Source organism: Methanogenium organophilum, assembly GCF_026684035.1.
In the GTDB taxonomy this organism is placed as follows: domain Archaea; phylum Halobacteriota; class Methanomicrobia; order Methanomicrobiales; family Methanomicrobiaceae; genus Methanogenium; species Methanogenium organophilum.
On sequence record NZ_CP113361.1, the window covers coordinates 2,602,753 to 2,619,424 of the forward strand.

Annotated in this window: 15 protein-coding genes, 1 tRNA gene and 1 pseudogene; 4 read left to right on the forward strand and 13 right to left on the reverse strand. The window is 45.7% G+C overall.

What is annotated here, in order from left to right; translation table 11 throughout:
- Positions 1–84: 84 nt before the first annotated feature.
- From acs to OU421_RS12740, 3 genes are all read left to right on the forward strand, one after another.
- Positions 85–1,980 carry an acetate--CoA ligase gene (gene acs, locus OU421_RS12730; protein WP_268186482.1) on the forward strand — a complete coding sequence of 632 codons (1,896 nt, stop codon included), beginning with the start codon at positions 85–87 and terminating at the stop codon, positions 1,978–1,980.
- A gap of 44 nt (positions 1,981–2,024) precedes the next feature.
- Positions 2,025–2,585: a TATA-box-binding protein gene (locus tag OU421_RS12735; RefSeq protein ID WP_268186483.1), complete on the forward strand. Its 561-nt coding sequence runs from the start codon at positions 2,025–2,027 to the stop codon at positions 2,583–2,585.
- Between the two features lie 110 nt (positions 2,586–2,695).
- Entirely contained in the window at positions 2,696–3,091 is a 396-nt protein-coding gene (locus OU421_RS12740) for a helix-turn-helix domain-containing protein (protein WP_268186484.1), read from the forward strand.
- Here OU421_RS12740 and rpiA read toward each other — a convergent pair.
- Positions 3,083–3,796 (reverse strand): ribose-5-phosphate isomerase RpiA, encoded by a 714-nt coding sequence (gene rpiA, locus OU421_RS12745; protein WP_268186485.1) that lies wholly within the window; start codon positions 3,794–3,796, stop codon positions 3,083–3,085. The genes OU421_RS12740 and rpiA overlap by 9 nt on opposite strands.
- 254 nt (positions 3,797–4,050) lie before the next feature.
- On the opposite strand from rpiA, the gene OU421_RS12750 reads away from it, so the two are divergent.
- Positions 4,051–5,832, forward strand: coding sequence for an SLC13 family permease (locus OU421_RS12750; RefSeq protein ID WP_268186486.1), 1,782 nt, complete (start codon positions 4,051–4,053; stop codon positions 5,830–5,832).
- 123 nt (positions 5,833–5,955) lie between these two features.
- On the opposite strand, the gene OU421_RS12755 is transcribed toward OU421_RS12750, so the two are convergent.
- The 12 genes and pseudogenes from OU421_RS12755 to OU421_RS12810 form a co-directional block, all read right to left on the reverse strand.
- Positions 5,956–6,918, reverse strand: a complete 963-nt coding sequence (locus OU421_RS12755; protein ID WP_268186487.1) for an EF-Tu/IF-2/RF-3 family GTPase — start codon at positions 6,916–6,918, stop codon at positions 5,956–5,958.
- 53 nt (positions 6,919–6,971) lie between these two features.
- Positions 6,972–8,657, reverse strand: coding sequence for a glutamate--tRNA ligase (locus OU421_RS12760; protein WP_268186488.1), 1,686 nt, complete (start codon positions 8,655–8,657; stop codon positions 6,972–6,974).
- A 3-nt stretch (positions 8,658–8,660) separates the two neighbouring features.
- Positions 8,661–9,626, reverse strand: coding sequence for a polyprenyl synthetase family protein (locus tag OU421_RS12765; protein ID WP_268187929.1), 966 nt, complete (start codon positions 9,624–9,626; stop codon positions 8,661–8,663).
- Positions 9,627–9,634: 8 nt separating this feature from the next.
- Positions 9,635–10,978, reverse strand: a complete 1,344-nt coding sequence (locus tag OU421_RS12770) for an RNase J family beta-CASP ribonuclease (RefSeq protein WP_268186489.1) — start codon at positions 10,976–10,978, stop codon at positions 9,635–9,637.
- Between the two features lie 4 nt (positions 10,979–10,982).
- Positions 10,983–12,023, reverse strand: a complete 1,041-nt coding sequence (fni, locus tag OU421_RS12775) for a type 2 isopentenyl-diphosphate Delta-isomerase (RefSeq protein WP_268186490.1) — start codon at positions 12,021–12,023, stop codon at positions 10,983–10,985.
- 108 nt (positions 12,024–12,131) lie between these two features.
- Entirely contained in the window at positions 12,132–12,893 is a 762-nt protein-coding gene (locus OU421_RS12780; RefSeq protein ID WP_268186491.1) for an isopentenyl phosphate kinase, read from the reverse strand.
- Positions 12,859–13,758: a mevalonate kinase gene (gene mvk, locus OU421_RS12785; RefSeq protein ID WP_268186492.1), complete on the reverse strand. Its 900-nt coding sequence runs from the start codon at positions 13,756–13,758 to the stop codon at positions 12,859–12,861. The genes OU421_RS12780 and mvk overlap by 35 nt, the downstream gene beginning before the upstream one ends.
- A 2-nt stretch (positions 13,759–13,760) precedes the next feature.
- Positions 13,761–14,531 (reverse strand): annotated as a pseudogene (gene amrB / locus OU421_RS12790) (AmmeMemoRadiSam system protein B); the annotation flags it as partial.
- 55 nt (positions 14,532–14,586) lie between these two features.
- Positions 14,587–15,195: a 30S ribosomal protein S2 gene (gene rpsB, locus OU421_RS12795; protein ID WP_268186493.1), complete on the reverse strand. Its 609-nt coding sequence runs from the start codon at positions 15,193–15,195 to the stop codon at positions 14,587–14,589.
- Complete coding sequence (gene eno, locus OU421_RS12800) at positions 15,192–16,382, reverse strand: phosphopyruvate hydratase (protein ID WP_268186494.1); 1,191 nt, start codon at positions 16,380–16,382, stop codon at positions 15,192–15,194. The genes rpsB and eno overlap by 4 nt, the downstream gene beginning before the upstream one ends.
- A gap of 5 nt (positions 16,383–16,387) precedes the next feature.
- A complete protein-coding gene (locus OU421_RS12805) occupies positions 16,388–16,573 on the reverse strand; it encodes a DNA-directed RNA polymerase subunit K (RefSeq protein WP_268186495.1) in 186 nt (61 codons plus the stop codon).
- A gap of 26 nt (positions 16,574–16,599) precedes the next feature.
- Positions 16,600–16,672: transfer RNA gene (locus tag OU421_RS12810), tRNA-Pro, on the reverse strand.

Consider the following 16,672-nt stretch of genomic DNA (forward strand, 5'->3'; position numbering starts at 1 on the left):
ATGTAAAATCATTCGAAACCGCTCAACACCAAATGACTTTAATCATTAAGGTATATTGATTAGTATTTCAGAGCGTGACAAATCATGACAAATACCACGCAACATACAGAACACACGCAGAAAGTGTATAAACCTGCCCCGGAATACCGAAACGATGCAAGAATTAAAGACTACGATCTTTCATATTTAAATTTTCAAAAAGATCCGGAAGATTTCTGGAGACGCATTGCCTCAGACCTGTTGTGGTTCAGACCATGGGACAAAGTAAAAGATTGGGAATATCCTCATGCACGATGGTTTGTCAATGCAAAATGCAACATTACCTATAATTGTTTAGAGCGGCATCTGAAAAATAACCGTCGAAATAAGGTTGCCCTGTTCTGGCGCGGAGAAGACGGTACAGAAAAAATATACACATATGACCGGCTTTACAAGGCAGTGATGCAGTTTGCGAATGCATTACAGGACCTCGGTGTCGAAAAAGGGGATGTCGTATGCATATATATGCCAACAGTTCCTGAACAGGTCATCGCAATGCTTGCGTGCGCCCGTATTGGTGCGGTACACACCGTTGTATTTGCAGGTTACGGTGCGTCATCACTAAACCAGCGAATTGTGGGTTCGGAAGCGAAAGTTGTCATTACGGCAGATGCTTCAATGCGCAGGGGAAAAAGCATCCCATTAAAGCCGATTGTTGAAGAGGCTCTGATTCATGCACCCAGTGTTGAACGGGTGGTTGTCCTCCGTATTCAGGACCCCCCAACCTGCCTTCTGGATGACTTTGAAGTTGACTTCTACCAGATCATGAAAAAGGCAGAAAAAAACTGCCCTGCTGAAGTTATGGATGCTGAAGATACTCTCTTCATTCTATACACGTCAGGTACAACCGGCGCACCCAAAGGAATTGTTCACACATGTGGCGGATATATGGTAGGCGCCTATTACACAACCAAATATGTCCTAAATGTAAAGGATGATGATGTATATTGGTGTACCGCAGACCCCGGCTGGATCACCGGCCATACCTATGCAATATATGGACCCCTTCTTCTGGGTTCGACAATATTCATGACTGAACACACACCAGACTACCCCGATGTTGGGATCTGGTGGCAATTAATCGAATCATATGGCATTAATGTATTCTATACCGCACCGACTGCCATCCGGATGTTTATGCGATATGGTGAGGACTGGCCGAATGAATATGATTTGAGTTCTCTGCGGATACTTGCATCAGTCGGAGAACCGCTCAACCCAGAAGCCTTCGAGTGGTTTTACAAGGTAATTGGCAAACAGAGATGTCCCATTATTGATACCTGGTGGCAGACAGAGACAGGAAGCCACATGATCACAACCCTTGCCGGAGAAGAGATGAAACCTGGATATGCAGGCAAACCAATTCCGGGCATCATGGCAGACGTAATTGATAAAGACGGAAATCCTGTTCCACCTCACCAGGCAGGATATCTTGCAATAACTGCTCCGTGGCCATCAATGATGCGCCATGTCCATAACGACGAGGAACGGTATAAGTCATACTGGAATACCGGCAAGCAACCGTATTACAGCACGAATGACCTCGCGATAAAAGATGAGGACGGGTATATCATGATCCTTGGCCGTTCTGATGATCTGATTATTGTGAGCGGACACAATATCGGAACAGCTGAAGTTGAAAGTGCCCTTATCTCGCACCATGCTGTTGCAGAAGCTGCAGCCATCGGTAAACCTGACGCAGTGAAAGGAAATCTCCTGAAAGTGTTTGTCATACTTATCGAAGGAAAAATCGTCAATGAAAAACTCATTCACGATCTCAAATATCATGTCAGGCAGACACTCGGGCCAATCGCAGTCCCATCTGAAATTGAATTTGTTGATTCATTACCAAAAACCAGAAGCGGAAAAATCATGCGTCGTGTCCTGAAAGCACAGGAAATGGGAATTGATCCCGGGGACATCTCAACACTGGATGAGTAATCAGGCAACCATTTATATACTTTTTAAATCCTTTTATATAATACATGAAGAGTAATCCAGAGGACTCTCTCAAAATTGAGAATATAGTAGCATCTGCAAAGGTTGCAGAATCTCTCGATCTCCAGGTAATATCATCTCAGATAAAGGATGCTGAATACAATAAAAAGAGATTTCCCGGAGTCGTCCTCAGAATGCAGGATCCAAAGATTGCAGCACTTGTATTTGGTTCCGGCAAAGTAGTGCTTACCGGTGCCAAGAGTTTAGACAGTCTCTCACGGGGTCTTGAAATACTTGGAAATCTTCTTCGGGGTCTGGGTATTGACATTCCACAGGAACTTGAATATAAAGTTCAGAATATTGTTACATCAGCAGATCTTGGGACACCAATTAATCTAAACAAAATCGCCGTCGGATTCAATCTTGACCGGATTGAATATGAACCGGAACAATTCCCAGGACTTGTCTATCGGCTTGAAGAACCAAAGGTTGTCGTGCTTTTGTTTGGATCAGGTAAACTGATAATTACCGGAGGAAAAGTAACAGAAGACGCTAAATTGGCCGTCAATAAAATATTATCAGATCTTACAAATCTGGGCCTCATCTAAAACAAAAATTCTTTTTTTAATTTATTTTTAAAAATATTAATCTATTCGATACATACAACAATGTATTTATAGTATTTTGAATAATTAAAGTTGTATTCTCGGTGACAAATATGAGAATGGAAAAAGTAATGGTCTTCACCGAAGAAGACGAAGAATTTTCAAATCTTCTAACTGAAATAGGGTTAAAACGAAATGTTGCCAAGGTTCTCATTTATCTTGCGATGACAGAAGAAGCAACCTCACGGGAGATTGAACGAAGTACTGACCTTCGCCAGCCTGAAGTTAGTATCGCCATGCGCACGCTGAAAGAGAATGAATGGATTGAAAGCCGGGAATCAAAAGCGGAAAGCAAAGGAAGACCAGTAAAAATATACCGTCTGTCAAAACCTATCACTGAAATAATGGATATAATCGAGAAAAATAAACGTGAAGAAGTGGAAAATCAATTAAAGCTGATCCAAAAAATTCGGATTCACCTTCAGAATCAGCAGATTGTTTCAAAATAACATTATTTCAGCTGATTCTTTCTTTCCAATAACTATTTTTGATTTTTCCGTAAACTCTGCAAATATTCCACAGCTCAGAACGCCAGGAATGTTGTTGATATCTGTTTCAAGAGCCAGTGGATCAGGTATTTCAGCAAATGTGCAGTCGATGATCCAGTTTCCGTTATCAGTAATCACCGGACCATCTTTTTTAACTCCCTCACGGACCACGGGGGTTCCACCCATTGCAGAGAGCATTTTTGCTGCAAGTGACGCCGCAGATGGTATCACCTCAACGGGGACAGGCGCCGATAAAGAAGGTGTCTGTTTACTCACATCAGCAACAACAACAAAAAGACGTGAAGCAGCAGCAACACACCGCTCCTGAGTCTGTGCAGCACCCCTGCCCTTTATCAGAAAACCTTTGGGATCGATCTGATCAGCACCATCAATTGCAATATCCAGCTCAGTGTAATCATGCAGCGTAGCAAGAGGAATGCCATATTCCCGTGCCCGGCACTCTGCCTGATAAGACGTTGGAATACCAACAATATTCATACCATCCCGTATCTTTTCAGCTAACCTCTCCATTGCATAAAATACCGTAGAGCCCGTTCCTAGTCCAACAACCATTCCGTCACGAACCAGTTCTGCGGCATAATACCCGGCATTTTTCTTTGATACATTCTGATCGGATTCTCCAACCGATGAGGAAGTCATGTACATGTATTAGACTCCCAACAGGTAAATGGTTAACATACCATCCCTATTTACATATACGATCCCGTGTAGCCTGAGAGATATTCCTTTGAAAAAGAACAATTGCAACCCGAAAATTGGTTCAGACACCACTGAACAGCTATACTATAAAATCTGGATAACATCTATTATCTCAGGCGCCTCTACTGAATGTGCAATATTTCAGCCACAAATTAATTGCAAAGGAGAGAACACCCACGGGACCTGATGCATACGCAACAATGGCACTATTGGCCGTTCTTTTTATCCTTCTTATTGCAACTAAATTTCCAGTCTGGGTTCTCTTTCTCGGAGCACTGACAACAGCCATGACATTCGGACTTGCATCACCCGAAGCGCTCCTGAAAGGATTTTCAAACATAGGAGTTCTCTCAGTAGCAGTTCTGTTTATGGTGGCATATGGGATGTATTCCACCGGGGCGATAATAATCATCGTTGATACATTCATGGGATTTCCGCTTACCCTGAATCAGACATTGATACGAATTCTTTTTCCCATTGGCGCAGGAAGTGCATTTCTGAATAACACACCTCTTATCGCCATGATGATACCGGTGGTCAGAGATATCACACGTACGTTAGGACTATCCGCATCGAAAATTTACATACCCTTAAGCTTTGCTTCAATTCTGGGTGGTGCAACCACCCTGATTGGAACATCAACAAACCTGATAATCGCAGGACTTGTCACCGATTACCTTGTTTTGGAAGGAGCAGGGGAACATAGCCTTCAGGAAATCGGGATGTTTACTTCCACCCCGGTAGCAGCCCCGACAGCAATAATCGGCATTCTATTTATTATTCTGACAGTCTCCCGTCTTCTTCCGGAAAAAACAGACCAAACAAATGGCAAACCTGCTTCAAAACGACTCTATGAGGCCAAATTTATTGTAGAAAAATCGGAAAGGATTAGTGGCAAAACACTGAAAGAAGCCGGATTTGCCAGACCGATTGGTTTTGAAATCAAAAATATCGAACGCCCGGAAACAGGGGACCTTACCATAACAGATGAATTGAGATTAATGGAAGGGGACATTATTACCTTCTGGACGGATAGCGATACTCTCCCCCATCTGTGGTCCAAAATTGGTTTGAGAACAGCAAATCAAACATTTGAACTCAGTAGCGACCGGCACCTGCACCATCTGGTCGAAGTTATTGTCTCACCGCGTAATCCTGCCGTTGGTAAGACAATATCACAGATTCACTCAGAGAAAACATCGGTTTTCGGTGGGAACCTTGTCGCCATATCCAGAGGGGGCAAACCGGTTGAATCTGTAAATGAAGGTACAGTCGTCCGCCAGGGAGACAATGCAATTCTTGAAGTGCAGGATACGTTTTTTTACGAAAACCGAAATGAAAGGTGGTTCAAACTTATACGACGACTCAGGGGATTTCATATCAAACGAACAGACCGTGCCGCTGTCGCAACGATCATCACCGCATGCATGATTGTCACTGTCGCCCTTCAATGGTTCCCACTGATTAATGCTGCATTGCTTGCAGTTTTTGCCATGCTTCTCACCGGTTGCATGAATATCAGACAGGCAATAAAAAGCATTGATATCCAGACAATTATTATCCTTGCATGTGCTATTGGTCTTGAATCCGCATTAACACAAACAGGTCTTTCAGGTGCAATTGCTGCAACCATCGAATCAGCAGGCGGTACTGACCCATATCTGGCACTTACAGCCATATTTATTGGTGCAATAATCATGACGAATATTATCACTAATCCCGCAGCAGCCGCATTTATGTTCCCGATCGCCATTAGTCTTGCAGCAGATATTGATGTTAGTCCCATGCCGTTTGTAATCGTTCTTATGCTCGGATGTTCATATGCATTCATCAACCCTGCAGGATATCAGACAAATATAATGGTATTTGAACCCGGAGGATACTCGACCCGGGATTACATCCGAACAGGACTCCCACTTACGATATTGGTAGGTGCGTTAACCCTGCTTTTAACGCCAGTCTATTTTCCCTTTGCAGGATAATTGATGTTCGTGAGGGATGGTATACCCAACGGTTAACACGCACCTGAAACACGAATGACCAGAAAGATTGCAATTCAGGAGATGAACAAACATCCTTTGATATCTGATTCTCCAATATTTCAATCAGTTCAGCATGACTGAACCGGCGATCCTGAGTTTTCCACCATCAAGGTAATGAATTACCGCTTTTTCTCCGGGGAGATATGCAATATCTTTGTCCAGCTCAATCACAACAGAGCAGGAATGCCAGTCAGAGTCATTCTTAACCGAGGTGACCCGACCGGTTACAAACTGTGTCCATAAACCAATATGAACAACGAGACCTTCGCGCAGTGGTTCCGGCCAGAACCTAACCAGTTGTGCTGTACCACTTATTTCTGATGTTACCTGTATGGAAGAGTCAGTCGTCATTACCATCCCACGTTCAAGCTCCTCAGCAGAGATATTTTTCAGGGCCAGCCCTACCCGGTCCGTCTGATATGCCTCTTTTGCATCCTCATCATGTTTCTGAATCGAACGAATCTGGCATGTCATATTCCCCGGCAGTACAGTAACAGTATCATGTTGATGAATGGTTCCTTTTTCCACACTACCAAGAACAACGGTTCCAATTCCCTTCACATTGAAGGCATGATCAATCATCACAAACCCGGTTCCCGGAATCGGATCCGGATAGGTTGTCTCTGCTGCCATTGAAAGGAAACGTTCGCGCAGTTCAATGGGGTTATCTTCCACAAATTCATACCCTTCAAGAACAGTGCCCCGGACAAGAGGGGCAATCTGTGATTTATCCAGATAATTCTGCAGAACAATCACACCAGAACGAATTCCCATAACGTCCAGCATGATGACCATTTCACCCAGTACAGGAGTGATCTCGTCAATCACAAGCAATGCAGAATCAGACATTGCAACCGCGTAATAAAGGGGCGCCAGTCTGTCAGGATAGCGCGTTGGTTCGATAATCGTTACGGTATCCTCTTCTTTTTTCAGGTTTATGAAAGTAATATCTGATTCAGTGCCAGATTTACCGATATTTTTTGCATACCCCTTTGGTCCGAGTACAACGATATTGAGATTCGGCATAGTGCTAAAATATGGTCTGTTAAAAAAGATGAGTGTTTGTATTAAAGAAATGATTATTTGTGAGCGAAATACGCTGAAACGTTAGTTTCAGATACGCTGTCAATCCGCGCAAATCCCACCCGCTCAAACTGGACAACCCGATTCAGTTCAGTGGAAACATCAGGTTCACACACACCCGCGATGATGCCATCCGGTGTATGAAGCATGCACGGCATGGCCATATCCTTCGGAAGCCACTGGACAATCTGAGCATGTTCTGTCCGTGCTTCATCCAGAGAATCACCCGAATATTCCAGAGAAAAGCCATCATCAGATTTTGTGACACGGACATTAAAGAGATCTTTAAGCCTGAGCATTCGCCCATCTACAAGTTCATCACGCGGCAGGAAAATATCCCCCGTGAACGTCAGTGTACGAGTTCCTTTTGCCTCATCATTGGGATTAATCAATGGAGTCGCAATTCGGTCTGAAACTCCTGAAATATGACATAACTCTGGGTTTGGAACAAAGAAATAACGGTTTGCAATCGGATCAACTATCGCCTTATTTGCCGCATACAGATTGTCCCATGAAAAGTTGATATCAGTCTGTCCGATTCCGATGTCAACCATTGCATTTCTGACCGCTTCAGGAGAAAAGCCTCTTCGTGCAATTGCTTTCAGAGTGCCGAGATGTATGTCATCCCACCCGGTATATTCCCCTGATGCAATACCTGCTTTCATAGCTGACGTCGAAAGCACAATATCACCGATTGACATCCGTCCGTAGTGGAAATATGTCGGCTGTTCCCATCCGAAATAATCATAGATGTATTTCTGCCGCCGGGTATTTGCAATATGATCTTTCCCCCGTATGACATGGGTCATTCCCAACAGATGGTCATCCACTGCAACAGAGAAGTTCATCAGAGGATATACAAGTCCATCACAGCGGGGGTGGGGGGGATTTGCTACAATTCTGAAGATAGAAAAGTCTCGCATGGCCGGGTCGGGATGGGAAATATTCGTCTTAACCCGGACCGTGATCTGTCCCTCTTCAAACTTTCCAGCAAGCATATCCTTCCAGAGAGAGAGATTCTCCTCAACACCCCGGTTTCGGCATGGACATTCCTGTTTGCTGTTCTTCAATTCCCGGAATAATTCTGAATCACAGGTACACAGATACGCACCACCCATTGAGATGAGCTTTTCACCGTATGAATAATAAATATCCATGCGGTCACTCTGGTAGACGATGTCACTCACCTCAATACCAAGCCATTCCACATCTGACAAAAGCAACTGATAATTTTCTTCGGTCACCCGTTTCGGATCAGTATCCTCAATCCGGAGAATATATTTCCCACCATACTTCCGGATATAGTAATCATTCAGGTACGCAGCACGGGAATGACCAAGATGAAGGGGACCAGAGGGATTGGGCGCGAAACGCATTACAACACCTTCCTCACCCACATTCTCCAGAGGACGAAGCCCGGTCTCCCTCTTCTTCTTCTCCTTTTTTTCCAGTAGTTCAGGAGCAAGCTCTTCCAGACGAGTGCGACGCTCATCGGAGTTCATCTCCCCGATTTCAGCGAGGATTTCACCCAGCAATGCAGAATACTCCCGCGCATGAGGCCGCAGCTCAGGGTGTTTTCCCATGAGTGCCCCCAGGACTGCACCAGCCTTCGGAACATTATTGTGCATCACTGCATTCTGTAGTGCATATTTATAGAGAAAATCTCTGGAATCCCCGTTCATATTCTAGAAGCCCCGCGAAACAAAATAATCGGTAATCTGAAGAAGACCGTCTTTTTCATCGCAATCCGGGAAGATTGTAAGCATCTTTTTTGCCCGCAGAACCCGTTCAAGAGCAATATTTCTGACATCAGCAATGACACCACCATCTTCCAGCAGAGCGATTGCTTCATCGATTTCTTCGTCGGCCAGAGTTGGTTTTCGGTATTTCGTCAGATCAATTCCACGCTCCCGTGCCATGATTGCGACCAGCGTCTGTTTTCCTTCACGAAGATCGGATGCACGGTCCTTGCCACTGGTTGCCGCATCCGCCATAAGATCAATCAGATCATCCTGAATCTGGAATGCAATACCACTGTTCAGCCCCCATTCATATAGTGAGTTTACCTGCGAAACACTACCTCCCGCAAGGGTTGCCCCAATCGCTGCTGCGGCGGCATACAATATTCCGGTTTTCTTGGAGACCATCTCAATATACTCGATTTCATCGACATCCGATCTGTTTCCAAAATCGATATCCATATGCTGTCCTTCACAGAGGTCCGCACATGCCTTTGCAAGAGCGTTCACCGAACGAACTTTTGAGATGTCAGATGCAATCGCCGCACATATCAGTTCAAAGGCATGTGCATACAACACATCTCCGGCAAGAATTGCTGTTGGTTCATCCCATTTTGTGTGTACCGTTGGGACACCGCGACGAACTGCATCGCCATCCATGATATCATCATGAACAAGAGTAAAGGTATGAGTCACTTCAAGTGCCAGTGCAGCAGGGAGGATATCCTGCGCCTTTCCATTTTCTATCAGGTCTGCAGCAAGCATGACCACTGCAGGCCTCAGACGTTTTCCTCCGGCAAGAAGAAGGTGAGCACTCGCCTTATTCAGTTGTCCCGGCAATGTGCCGAATTCACGGTCCAGAACTATATCAATTTGTTCAGCGACACCTTCCAGATATGCACCAAGATCCATCATTTCACCTAATTTATTAGTAATCTCTGCCCGTTTCTCAGTATATGGGCATCATTGTTCAGGGTATAACCGCAGTCCTCTGCAAGCTTCAGGTAACCACCGGTCATATCAATATCACCGTGAGACGGGATAACATGCTGCGGATTGAACAGATGCAGCACTTCATAATGTTCTTCGCGGTATGCATGTCCACTCACGTGGAGATCAGCAAAGAGACGTGCACCTTTCATCCTGAGGAGCACTTCCTGATTATGCCGCTGCCCGTAATTCATAGGATTCGGAATCACCTTTGCACTGTAGAGGATCTTATCCCCTTTCTCAATCTTGAACGGTGTCTGTCCGCTGGCAACACGAGTGAGAATTGCACCCGGTTCTCCCTGACTTCCCGTAACAATCGGGACATACTTGTCCTTCCCTTCCTTCATGATCGTGCGGAACATCTTGTCCACCGTGCGGCGGTTTCCACGCATGGTCATCCCTTTCGGAAACCCGACAAGTTTCATCTGTTCTGCAGTCGATGAATACCGCTCCATGGAACGGCCGAGAAGCACCGGTTTTCGTCCGATTTCATGGGCGCATTCTGCGATCATTTTTACCCGTGCGATATTGGAGGCAAAACATCCCACAAGCATTGCAGATTTGTCATCCTCATAGCAGGTCATTACATCCCTGACCAGACGCTGGGCAATACGCTCGCTGGGACAGCGCCCTGGCATATTCACATTCACACTCTCTGTGATCAGTGCCAGCACACCCTCTTTTCCTACTTCGCGCATCCGGGCGAAATTGGGAGGATCTCCCAGAACAGGGGTCCGGTCCAGTTTGAAATCATTGGCATACACTACAGCACCACGCGGCGTGTGGAGTACAGCCATTACCGTATCAATGATGGAATGCTGTACGGTGATAAATTCAAGGGAGAGATTCTGCGAGATTTCATACCGGTATTTCTTTCCTGCCGGAAGATCAAAAACCGGATTATTCACAACAAACCGTTTTTCCCCTTCAATCTGCTGCCGAATCAGGGCCGCTGTATACGGAGTACCAATAATCGGTGCATCATAGCGGTGTGCAAGTTTTGGAAGTGCACCGATATGGTCAAGGTGACCATGCGTACAGACAATTGCCTTTACACTGCCTTCCACCGTATTCATTATCGTATCGTCAGGAATTGCCTTCATCTCAATTAAATCAAGAGAATGCAGATTTTCAACCTCTGCATCCTCATGGATCATAATCTGATCAAGACGGAGACCCATATCAAAAATGACAATCTCCTTCCCGCACCGCACCGCGGTCATATTTCTGCCGACTTCGTTATATCCGCCAACAGCAATTATCTCAACATCCATTTTATTATTCCTCATATTGCATCATTTCGCCGGAAATTCCGGTAATATATTTTCGTACATTCTTTAATTCAGAGGGATTTTTCGACCCGGTCAGGAAACACGATACTCGAATTTCTGTCTGAATCTGTTCTATTTTTTCATACAAACTCTGGTATCCTTGCATTGCCGGCCGGAGAAGCGCAAGCGCGATACCGCCCAGGCTTGCTCCAAGAGCGATTGCTTTTGCAACATCAGTACCCGAATTAAGCCCGCCGGTTGCGATGACCGGACCACCCGCACGAGACGCTTCAACCACACTGACTGCAGTTGGTATACCCCATTCTGCAAAATGCTGCCCAAGAGCCTCCTGCCGGAAATTTTCTGCACGGTACTGTTCCACAGCAGCCCATGACGTGCCGCCCAGTCCACCCACGTCAACTGCGGATGCACCTGCGGCAAACAACTGACGTGCACATTCACGTGATATCCCACAGCCGGTTTCTTTTACAATAACCGGATACTTGCAGGACGAACATAGTTCCTGCAGGGCATCAAGACAGCCGGAAGCATCATGATCGCCTTCCGGCTGAATGGCCTCCTGAAGCGGGTTTAAGTGTATGCACAATGCCTGTGCGTCAATCATTTCAACTGCTTTATCAGCCCATTCAGCTCCGTTATCCCGTAACTGAATGATTCCCAGATTTCCGCAGAGAAATGCATTGGGTGCATGTTCACGCACAACCGAAAAGCTGTCTTCCATCTCCGGATTTTCAAGGGCTGCACGTTGTGAACCCACCCCCATTGCAAGGCCAAATTCCTCTGCTGCCGTTGCAAGAGTAGCATTTATTTCTCTTGTATCCGGATGACCACCCGTCATCGCAGCGATACAAATCGGTGCCTTTAGCCGATGGTTTAAAAATCGGACGCCAAGCTCTACTGCATCCATATTACACTCAGGAAGTGCATTATGAACCAGGCGGACATCATCAAACCCCGTCCTCCCGGCAACGATATCTTCATTGCAACAGATATCCAGATGCTCCTTTTTTCGGGAGGATGTTATCATCCTGTTTTTTATGGTAATACCCCCTGTTTGGGGTTTTACAGAATATTTACATCAGCAAATACTCATGTAACTCTCATTTCATTCCTTCGCAGCGGAAACGTTCTTATTCTATACCCGTTTTCCGGTAACCACGGTTCCACCATGTTCGCGCCCGTCGAGAAAATCCTCAAGTCGGGAAAGATGAAAGATTGTTGATTCCGTACCTTCATCCGAAAGACTCAGAAGCTCCATCAGTTTACCGATCATACCTCCGGTCACATCTGTGTTGCCCGACTCTCCGATTTCAAGATCAACCACCGTGTCCCGGTTAATCAGGGGGACCACACTCCCGTTTTTGAGAACACCAGCCACATCGGTGGCAAGCCCAATACGATCTACATGTATCCTTGAGGGTAGCGCACGTACCAGTTGATCACCGGATACGATGCAGGCTCCCCGTACACTGTCCATTACCACATCTCCGTGGAGAACAGGTATTATCCCATGATTCACCAGCATTCCCAGCGGCTGATAAGTGAATGATTCCAGACGTCCGTTTTTCGCGGTACATGCATCAAGCGGGTGAATGCCTACTGCTTCCACACCGTTGGCACGAAGCGCGTTTACCACAGCAGTATTCAGTTTGACAACTGCCCTGTGTGTGATAAATATACCTGATACATTATTTGTATCTAAACCTTTATCAAGGTGATGGCGTTTAGCCTCCGGGTGACCACATGAACCCGCCCCATGAACAAGTAAAAACTGTATTTCAGGATGGCGGGAAATTACCTGAGCAATTTGCTCAAGAGTGTTTATATTGACCGCGCAGTCCCCGCTTTTATCGGTGATTACACTACCGCCCAGTTTTATCAGTACGGTTTCTTTCATCTTCTTTCTCCTTGCGTGCACCTTCATTATCGATTGTTGTAATAATTGCCCGGCCATCGCATCCTTCAATGGCACCGGCTATTTTGGATTTTGATCGTTTTGGACAGAGAGCTACCATCGAACCACCACCACCTGCCCCGGTTATTTTTGCACCATAGGCGCCAGCCGCACGTGCTGCTGTTACGAGTCGTGTCAGTGCAGGATGGCCCACACCCAACGCTTCAAGAAGCTCATGATTTATATCCATATATCTCCCCAAAGCCCGTTGATCCTGAAAAACGTGCAGCGAACGCATTGTTACGGCTTCGATTGCATCCAGTATCGGATTTACAATGTCCGGATCTGTTGCACGGAATTTACTTACCTGCTCCACCATCCGGGCTGTTGAATGTGAAACCATGGTATTACCAATAACCAGATGAAAATCTTCAGGCGGGAGTCTTCTTTTGATATCTCCCTGAATCAGCAGAACACCTCCAAAGGTGGACACATAGGTATCAGTAGCACTTGCACGTCCCTTTTGCACACTCTTTTCAACAGAATGTGCCATGGATGCAATATCTGATTTTGTATGCCCCAGCCCATATTCATCATTAATCGCTGAAAGTGTTGCAACAGTAACTGCTGCAGAAGATCCCAGACCGGAAGAGCTGGGTAGTTGGGAATGGATATACACACTTCCATTGACCCCCATTAATTCAAAGCATTTCTCGAGATACGGGGACTTTACCCGGGGAGGATGTCGTGTTTTCCGAACAGTCACATAAACACGCGGTTTAATTGCCATTGCTATACCTGGCTTGCCGTATACAACCGCGTGCTCTCCAAATAAAAACACCTTGCCAGGTGCACTCCATACTGCCAAACTTATACCGCCGCTATTGATGCGTATCCTACAACCTGTGAAAAATCACCTGTTGTATCACCGCTGGTCATATATTGTATTAATTTACCGCTCGTAGCCCCCATGTGACGAGCCAGAGTTGCCATTACTGAAATTGGCCCGTATCCACATGCACTAACATTATATTCACTCAGCCTCTCATAAAAAGAACTGATGTCAAGGTCACAAAGTCCCTCGATTGCATACATGTCATTCTTAAGCGCAACATCTGCAGGAACATAATGGGAAAAATCACTGGATGCAACAATACGGACATTACGTGCATCCAGGCCAGCAGAATTCCAAATTATTTCAGCAAGCGATTGGGAATGCGCATAGTCCTGAGGACCCATCAGTACTGGGACAACCCGTGCATCCGGAAAACGATATTTGATAAATGGCATCTGAAGTTCCAGGGAATTTTCCTCAACTTCAATCGCCGGGTCCGAGAGTGGAATGCCAAGAGAACGGGCGAGCTCCCTGTCACATGAGACCGTTCCAAGTGGAGTACCCCAGTCCAGTTCTGATGTGTATGGACCGATACCCCTGTGACTCGGCGCGATTACCAGAAATGTACCGGAAAATTTTCGATCAAAACAGGAATAAGACGTAGCCATAACCTGTCCAGAATATGTATAACCGGCATGGGGAACGACAATACCATACGCGTCAGGTAAACCTACTGCGTTTTGAAAAAAAGAAGCTAATAAAGAGGAAAGGGATTTAGGTTCATCCGGATACCACATGCCCGCAAGCGTGGGTTTTCTGAGACCCGTACATCATCCCCCCTTCTCCCTTTATTCAAACATCTTAAAGCTCTATTTCGAAGTCTTCCTGGGTGAGTGATGTTGCAAGACCACGTGCTTTCATCACTTCTCTTGTTAACAGGAAGTACACCATTGAAAGTGCTTTGCGACCTTTGTTATTCGTTGGGATAACGAGGTCAATGTATTTAGTCATATTGTTGGTATCACAGAGTGCAACAACAGGGATCCCACTCTGTACCGCCTCTTTGATTGCCTGTGCATCACCAATCGGGTCTGTTACAACAACAACATCAGGTTCGATATAGTTTGGAATATTCTGGTTAGTCAGCATTCCCGGAATGAATCTGCCGACTTTATAGGTTCCGCCAATAGCCGTTGCAAATTTCTTTGCCGGGTACTGACCATACTGACGTGATGTAACAACAAGCACCTTTGGTGCGTCATACTTTGCGATGAAGTCAGCAGCGGTTTTAATTCTGCTGTCTGTTTCCTGAATGTCAAGAATGTACAGTCCATCTCCGCGTACACGGTAGATGAATTTTTTCATATCCTTACTCTTCTGCTGCGTTCCGATGTGTACTCCCGCAGCCAGATACTCCTCCACAGGGACGAGTGATTCTTTCAGTTCGATTTCTATATCATTTGAATTCATTGTATCATCTCTTCAATTCTCACGAGTTCGTTGAGTTTTGCGATACGCTCACCGCCAACAACACCTGTCTTCAGATAAATACACTCAAAGGCAGTTGCAAGATGGGCAATTGTCTCATCGGTTGTTTCTCCCGAACGGTGACTCATCACAGTTTCCATACCACATGAATGTGCCATGCGTATGGCCTCAAATGTGTCAGAGAGAGTGCCTATCTGATTCGGTTTAATAAGGACACAGTTCGTTGCACTGGTGTCAATACCCATCTCAATACGCTCAACATTCGTGACGTAGAGGTCATCTCCGCAGATCAGGCAGCCATCACCCACTTGATCTGTTAATGCGGAGAATCCTTCAAAATCCTCCTCTACAATAGGATCTTCCACATACGCAAGATCGTAGCGGTCAACCAGTTCAGCCATATAGGCCACCTGATCTTCAGTGCTACGTTCTGCGTCACGATACCTGTACACTCCGTCATTCCAGAGTTCACTGGCGGCAACATCAATACCCATTCTGATCTCAATCATCAGATCATCAGATACCGTATTGATTGCCTCCTGCACAAGATCAAAGGCTTCAAGATCAGTAATTTTGGGAGCCCATGCACCCTCATCACCTTTTCCGCATCCAGTACCACCGGATACCAGAAGCTCTTTTATCTTTTTGTGCACCGCTGCATTGGCAAAAATTGCTTCATCTGCATCCAGTGCACCGGTCGGCACAACAAGAAATTCCTGAATATCTGTCGCATGTGCTGCATGGGCACCCCCCCCAATGACGTTCCCAAGAGGATAAGGGGTGCGCGCTGCAAATGCCCCTCCGAGATACCGGAACAACGGCAATGATAGTGAAGATGCAGCTGCTTTTGCATTTGCAAGAGAGAGTGCAACTGCAACATTTGCACCAATTGTTGAAAAATCAACAGTTCCGTCTATTTCACGAAGAAGATAGTCAAATCCAGCCTGGTCGGTGGTTTCAAATCCGTAAAGTGCAGGAATTACCTTTTCACGGGCATCCTCTATTGCTTCACGTACTGGACGAACCTTGGCCTCATACTTACCGGTGCTTGCACCGGACGGTGCTGCGGCCCTGCCAAATCCGTCATCAGTAAAAACATCTGCTTCAACAGTAGGGTTCCCCCTGCTGTCCAGAATTGTCCTGAGCTGAATTTTCGTTATTTGTGCCATACTGATCACTGCATCCGTTTTACGGTAATGGGTATCTTCTGTTTTCTAAATTCCTCATCTGCAATCTCCAATGGATCAATTGCATCAGTATTTATCAAAAGAGGAGCACCCATTGAAATCTGCAATGAACGTGCACCCACAATACGAGCTTTTTCGTAACGGGTAAATGTTTCCACGTCTTCTGATTTCATGTTGTCTCCAGAAAAATAATCAAAAATGGGGTCGCTGAGATTCGAACTCAGGTTACAGCATCCCGAACGCCATAGGATTCCAGGCTACCCCACGACCCC

Bases quoted from the DNA above. Each gene is read 5' to 3' on its own strand.
- acs (WP_268186482.1), top strand. From the start codon at position 85: ATGACAAATACCACGCAACATACAGAACACACGCAGAAAGTGTATAAA.
- OU421_RS12735 (WP_268186483.1), top strand. From the start codon at position 2,025: ATGAAGAGTAATCCAGAGGACTCTCTCAAAATTGAGAATATAGTAGCA.
- OU421_RS12740 (WP_268186484.1), top strand. From the start codon at position 2,696: ATGAGAATGGAAAAAGTAATGGTCTTCACCGAAGAAGACGAAGAATTT.
- rpiA (WP_268186485.1), bottom strand. From the start codon at position 3,796: ATGTACATGACTTCCTCATCGGTTGGAGAATCCGATCAGAATGTATCA.
- OU421_RS12750 (WP_268186486.1), top strand. From the start codon at position 4,051: ATGGCACTATTGGCCGTTCTTTTTATCCTTCTTATTGCAACTAAATTT.
- OU421_RS12755 (WP_268186487.1), bottom strand. From the start codon at position 6,918: ATGCCGAATCTCAATATCGTTGTACTCGGACCAAAGGGGTATGCAAAA.
- OU421_RS12760 (WP_268186488.1), bottom strand. From the start codon at position 8,657: ATGAACGGGGATTCCAGAGATTTTCTCTATAAATATGCACTACAGAAT.
- OU421_RS12765 (WP_268187929.1), bottom strand. From the start codon at position 9,626: ATGGATCTTGGTGCATATCTGGAAGGTGTCGCTGAACAAATTGATATA.
- OU421_RS12770 (WP_268186489.1), bottom strand. From the start codon at position 10,978: ATGGATGTTGAGATAATTGCTGTTGGCGGATATAACGAAGTCGGCAGA.
- fni (WP_268186490.1), bottom strand. From the start codon at position 12,023: ATGATAACATCCTCCCGAAAAAAGGAGCATCTGGATATCTGTTGCAAT.
- OU421_RS12780 (WP_268186491.1), bottom strand. From the start codon at position 12,893: ATGAAAGAAACCGTACTGATAAAACTGGGCGGTAGTGTAATCACCGAT.
- rpsB (WP_268186493.1), bottom strand. From the start codon at position 15,195: ATGAATTCAAATGATATAGAAATCGAACTGAAAGAATCACTCGTCCCT.
- eno (WP_268186494.1), bottom strand. From the start codon at position 16,382: ATGGCACAAATAACGAAAATTCAGCTCAGGACAATTCTGGACAGCAGG.
- OU421_RS12805 (WP_268186495.1), bottom strand. From the start codon at position 16,573: ATGAAATCAGAAGACGTGGAAACATTTACCCGTTACGAAAAAGCTCGT.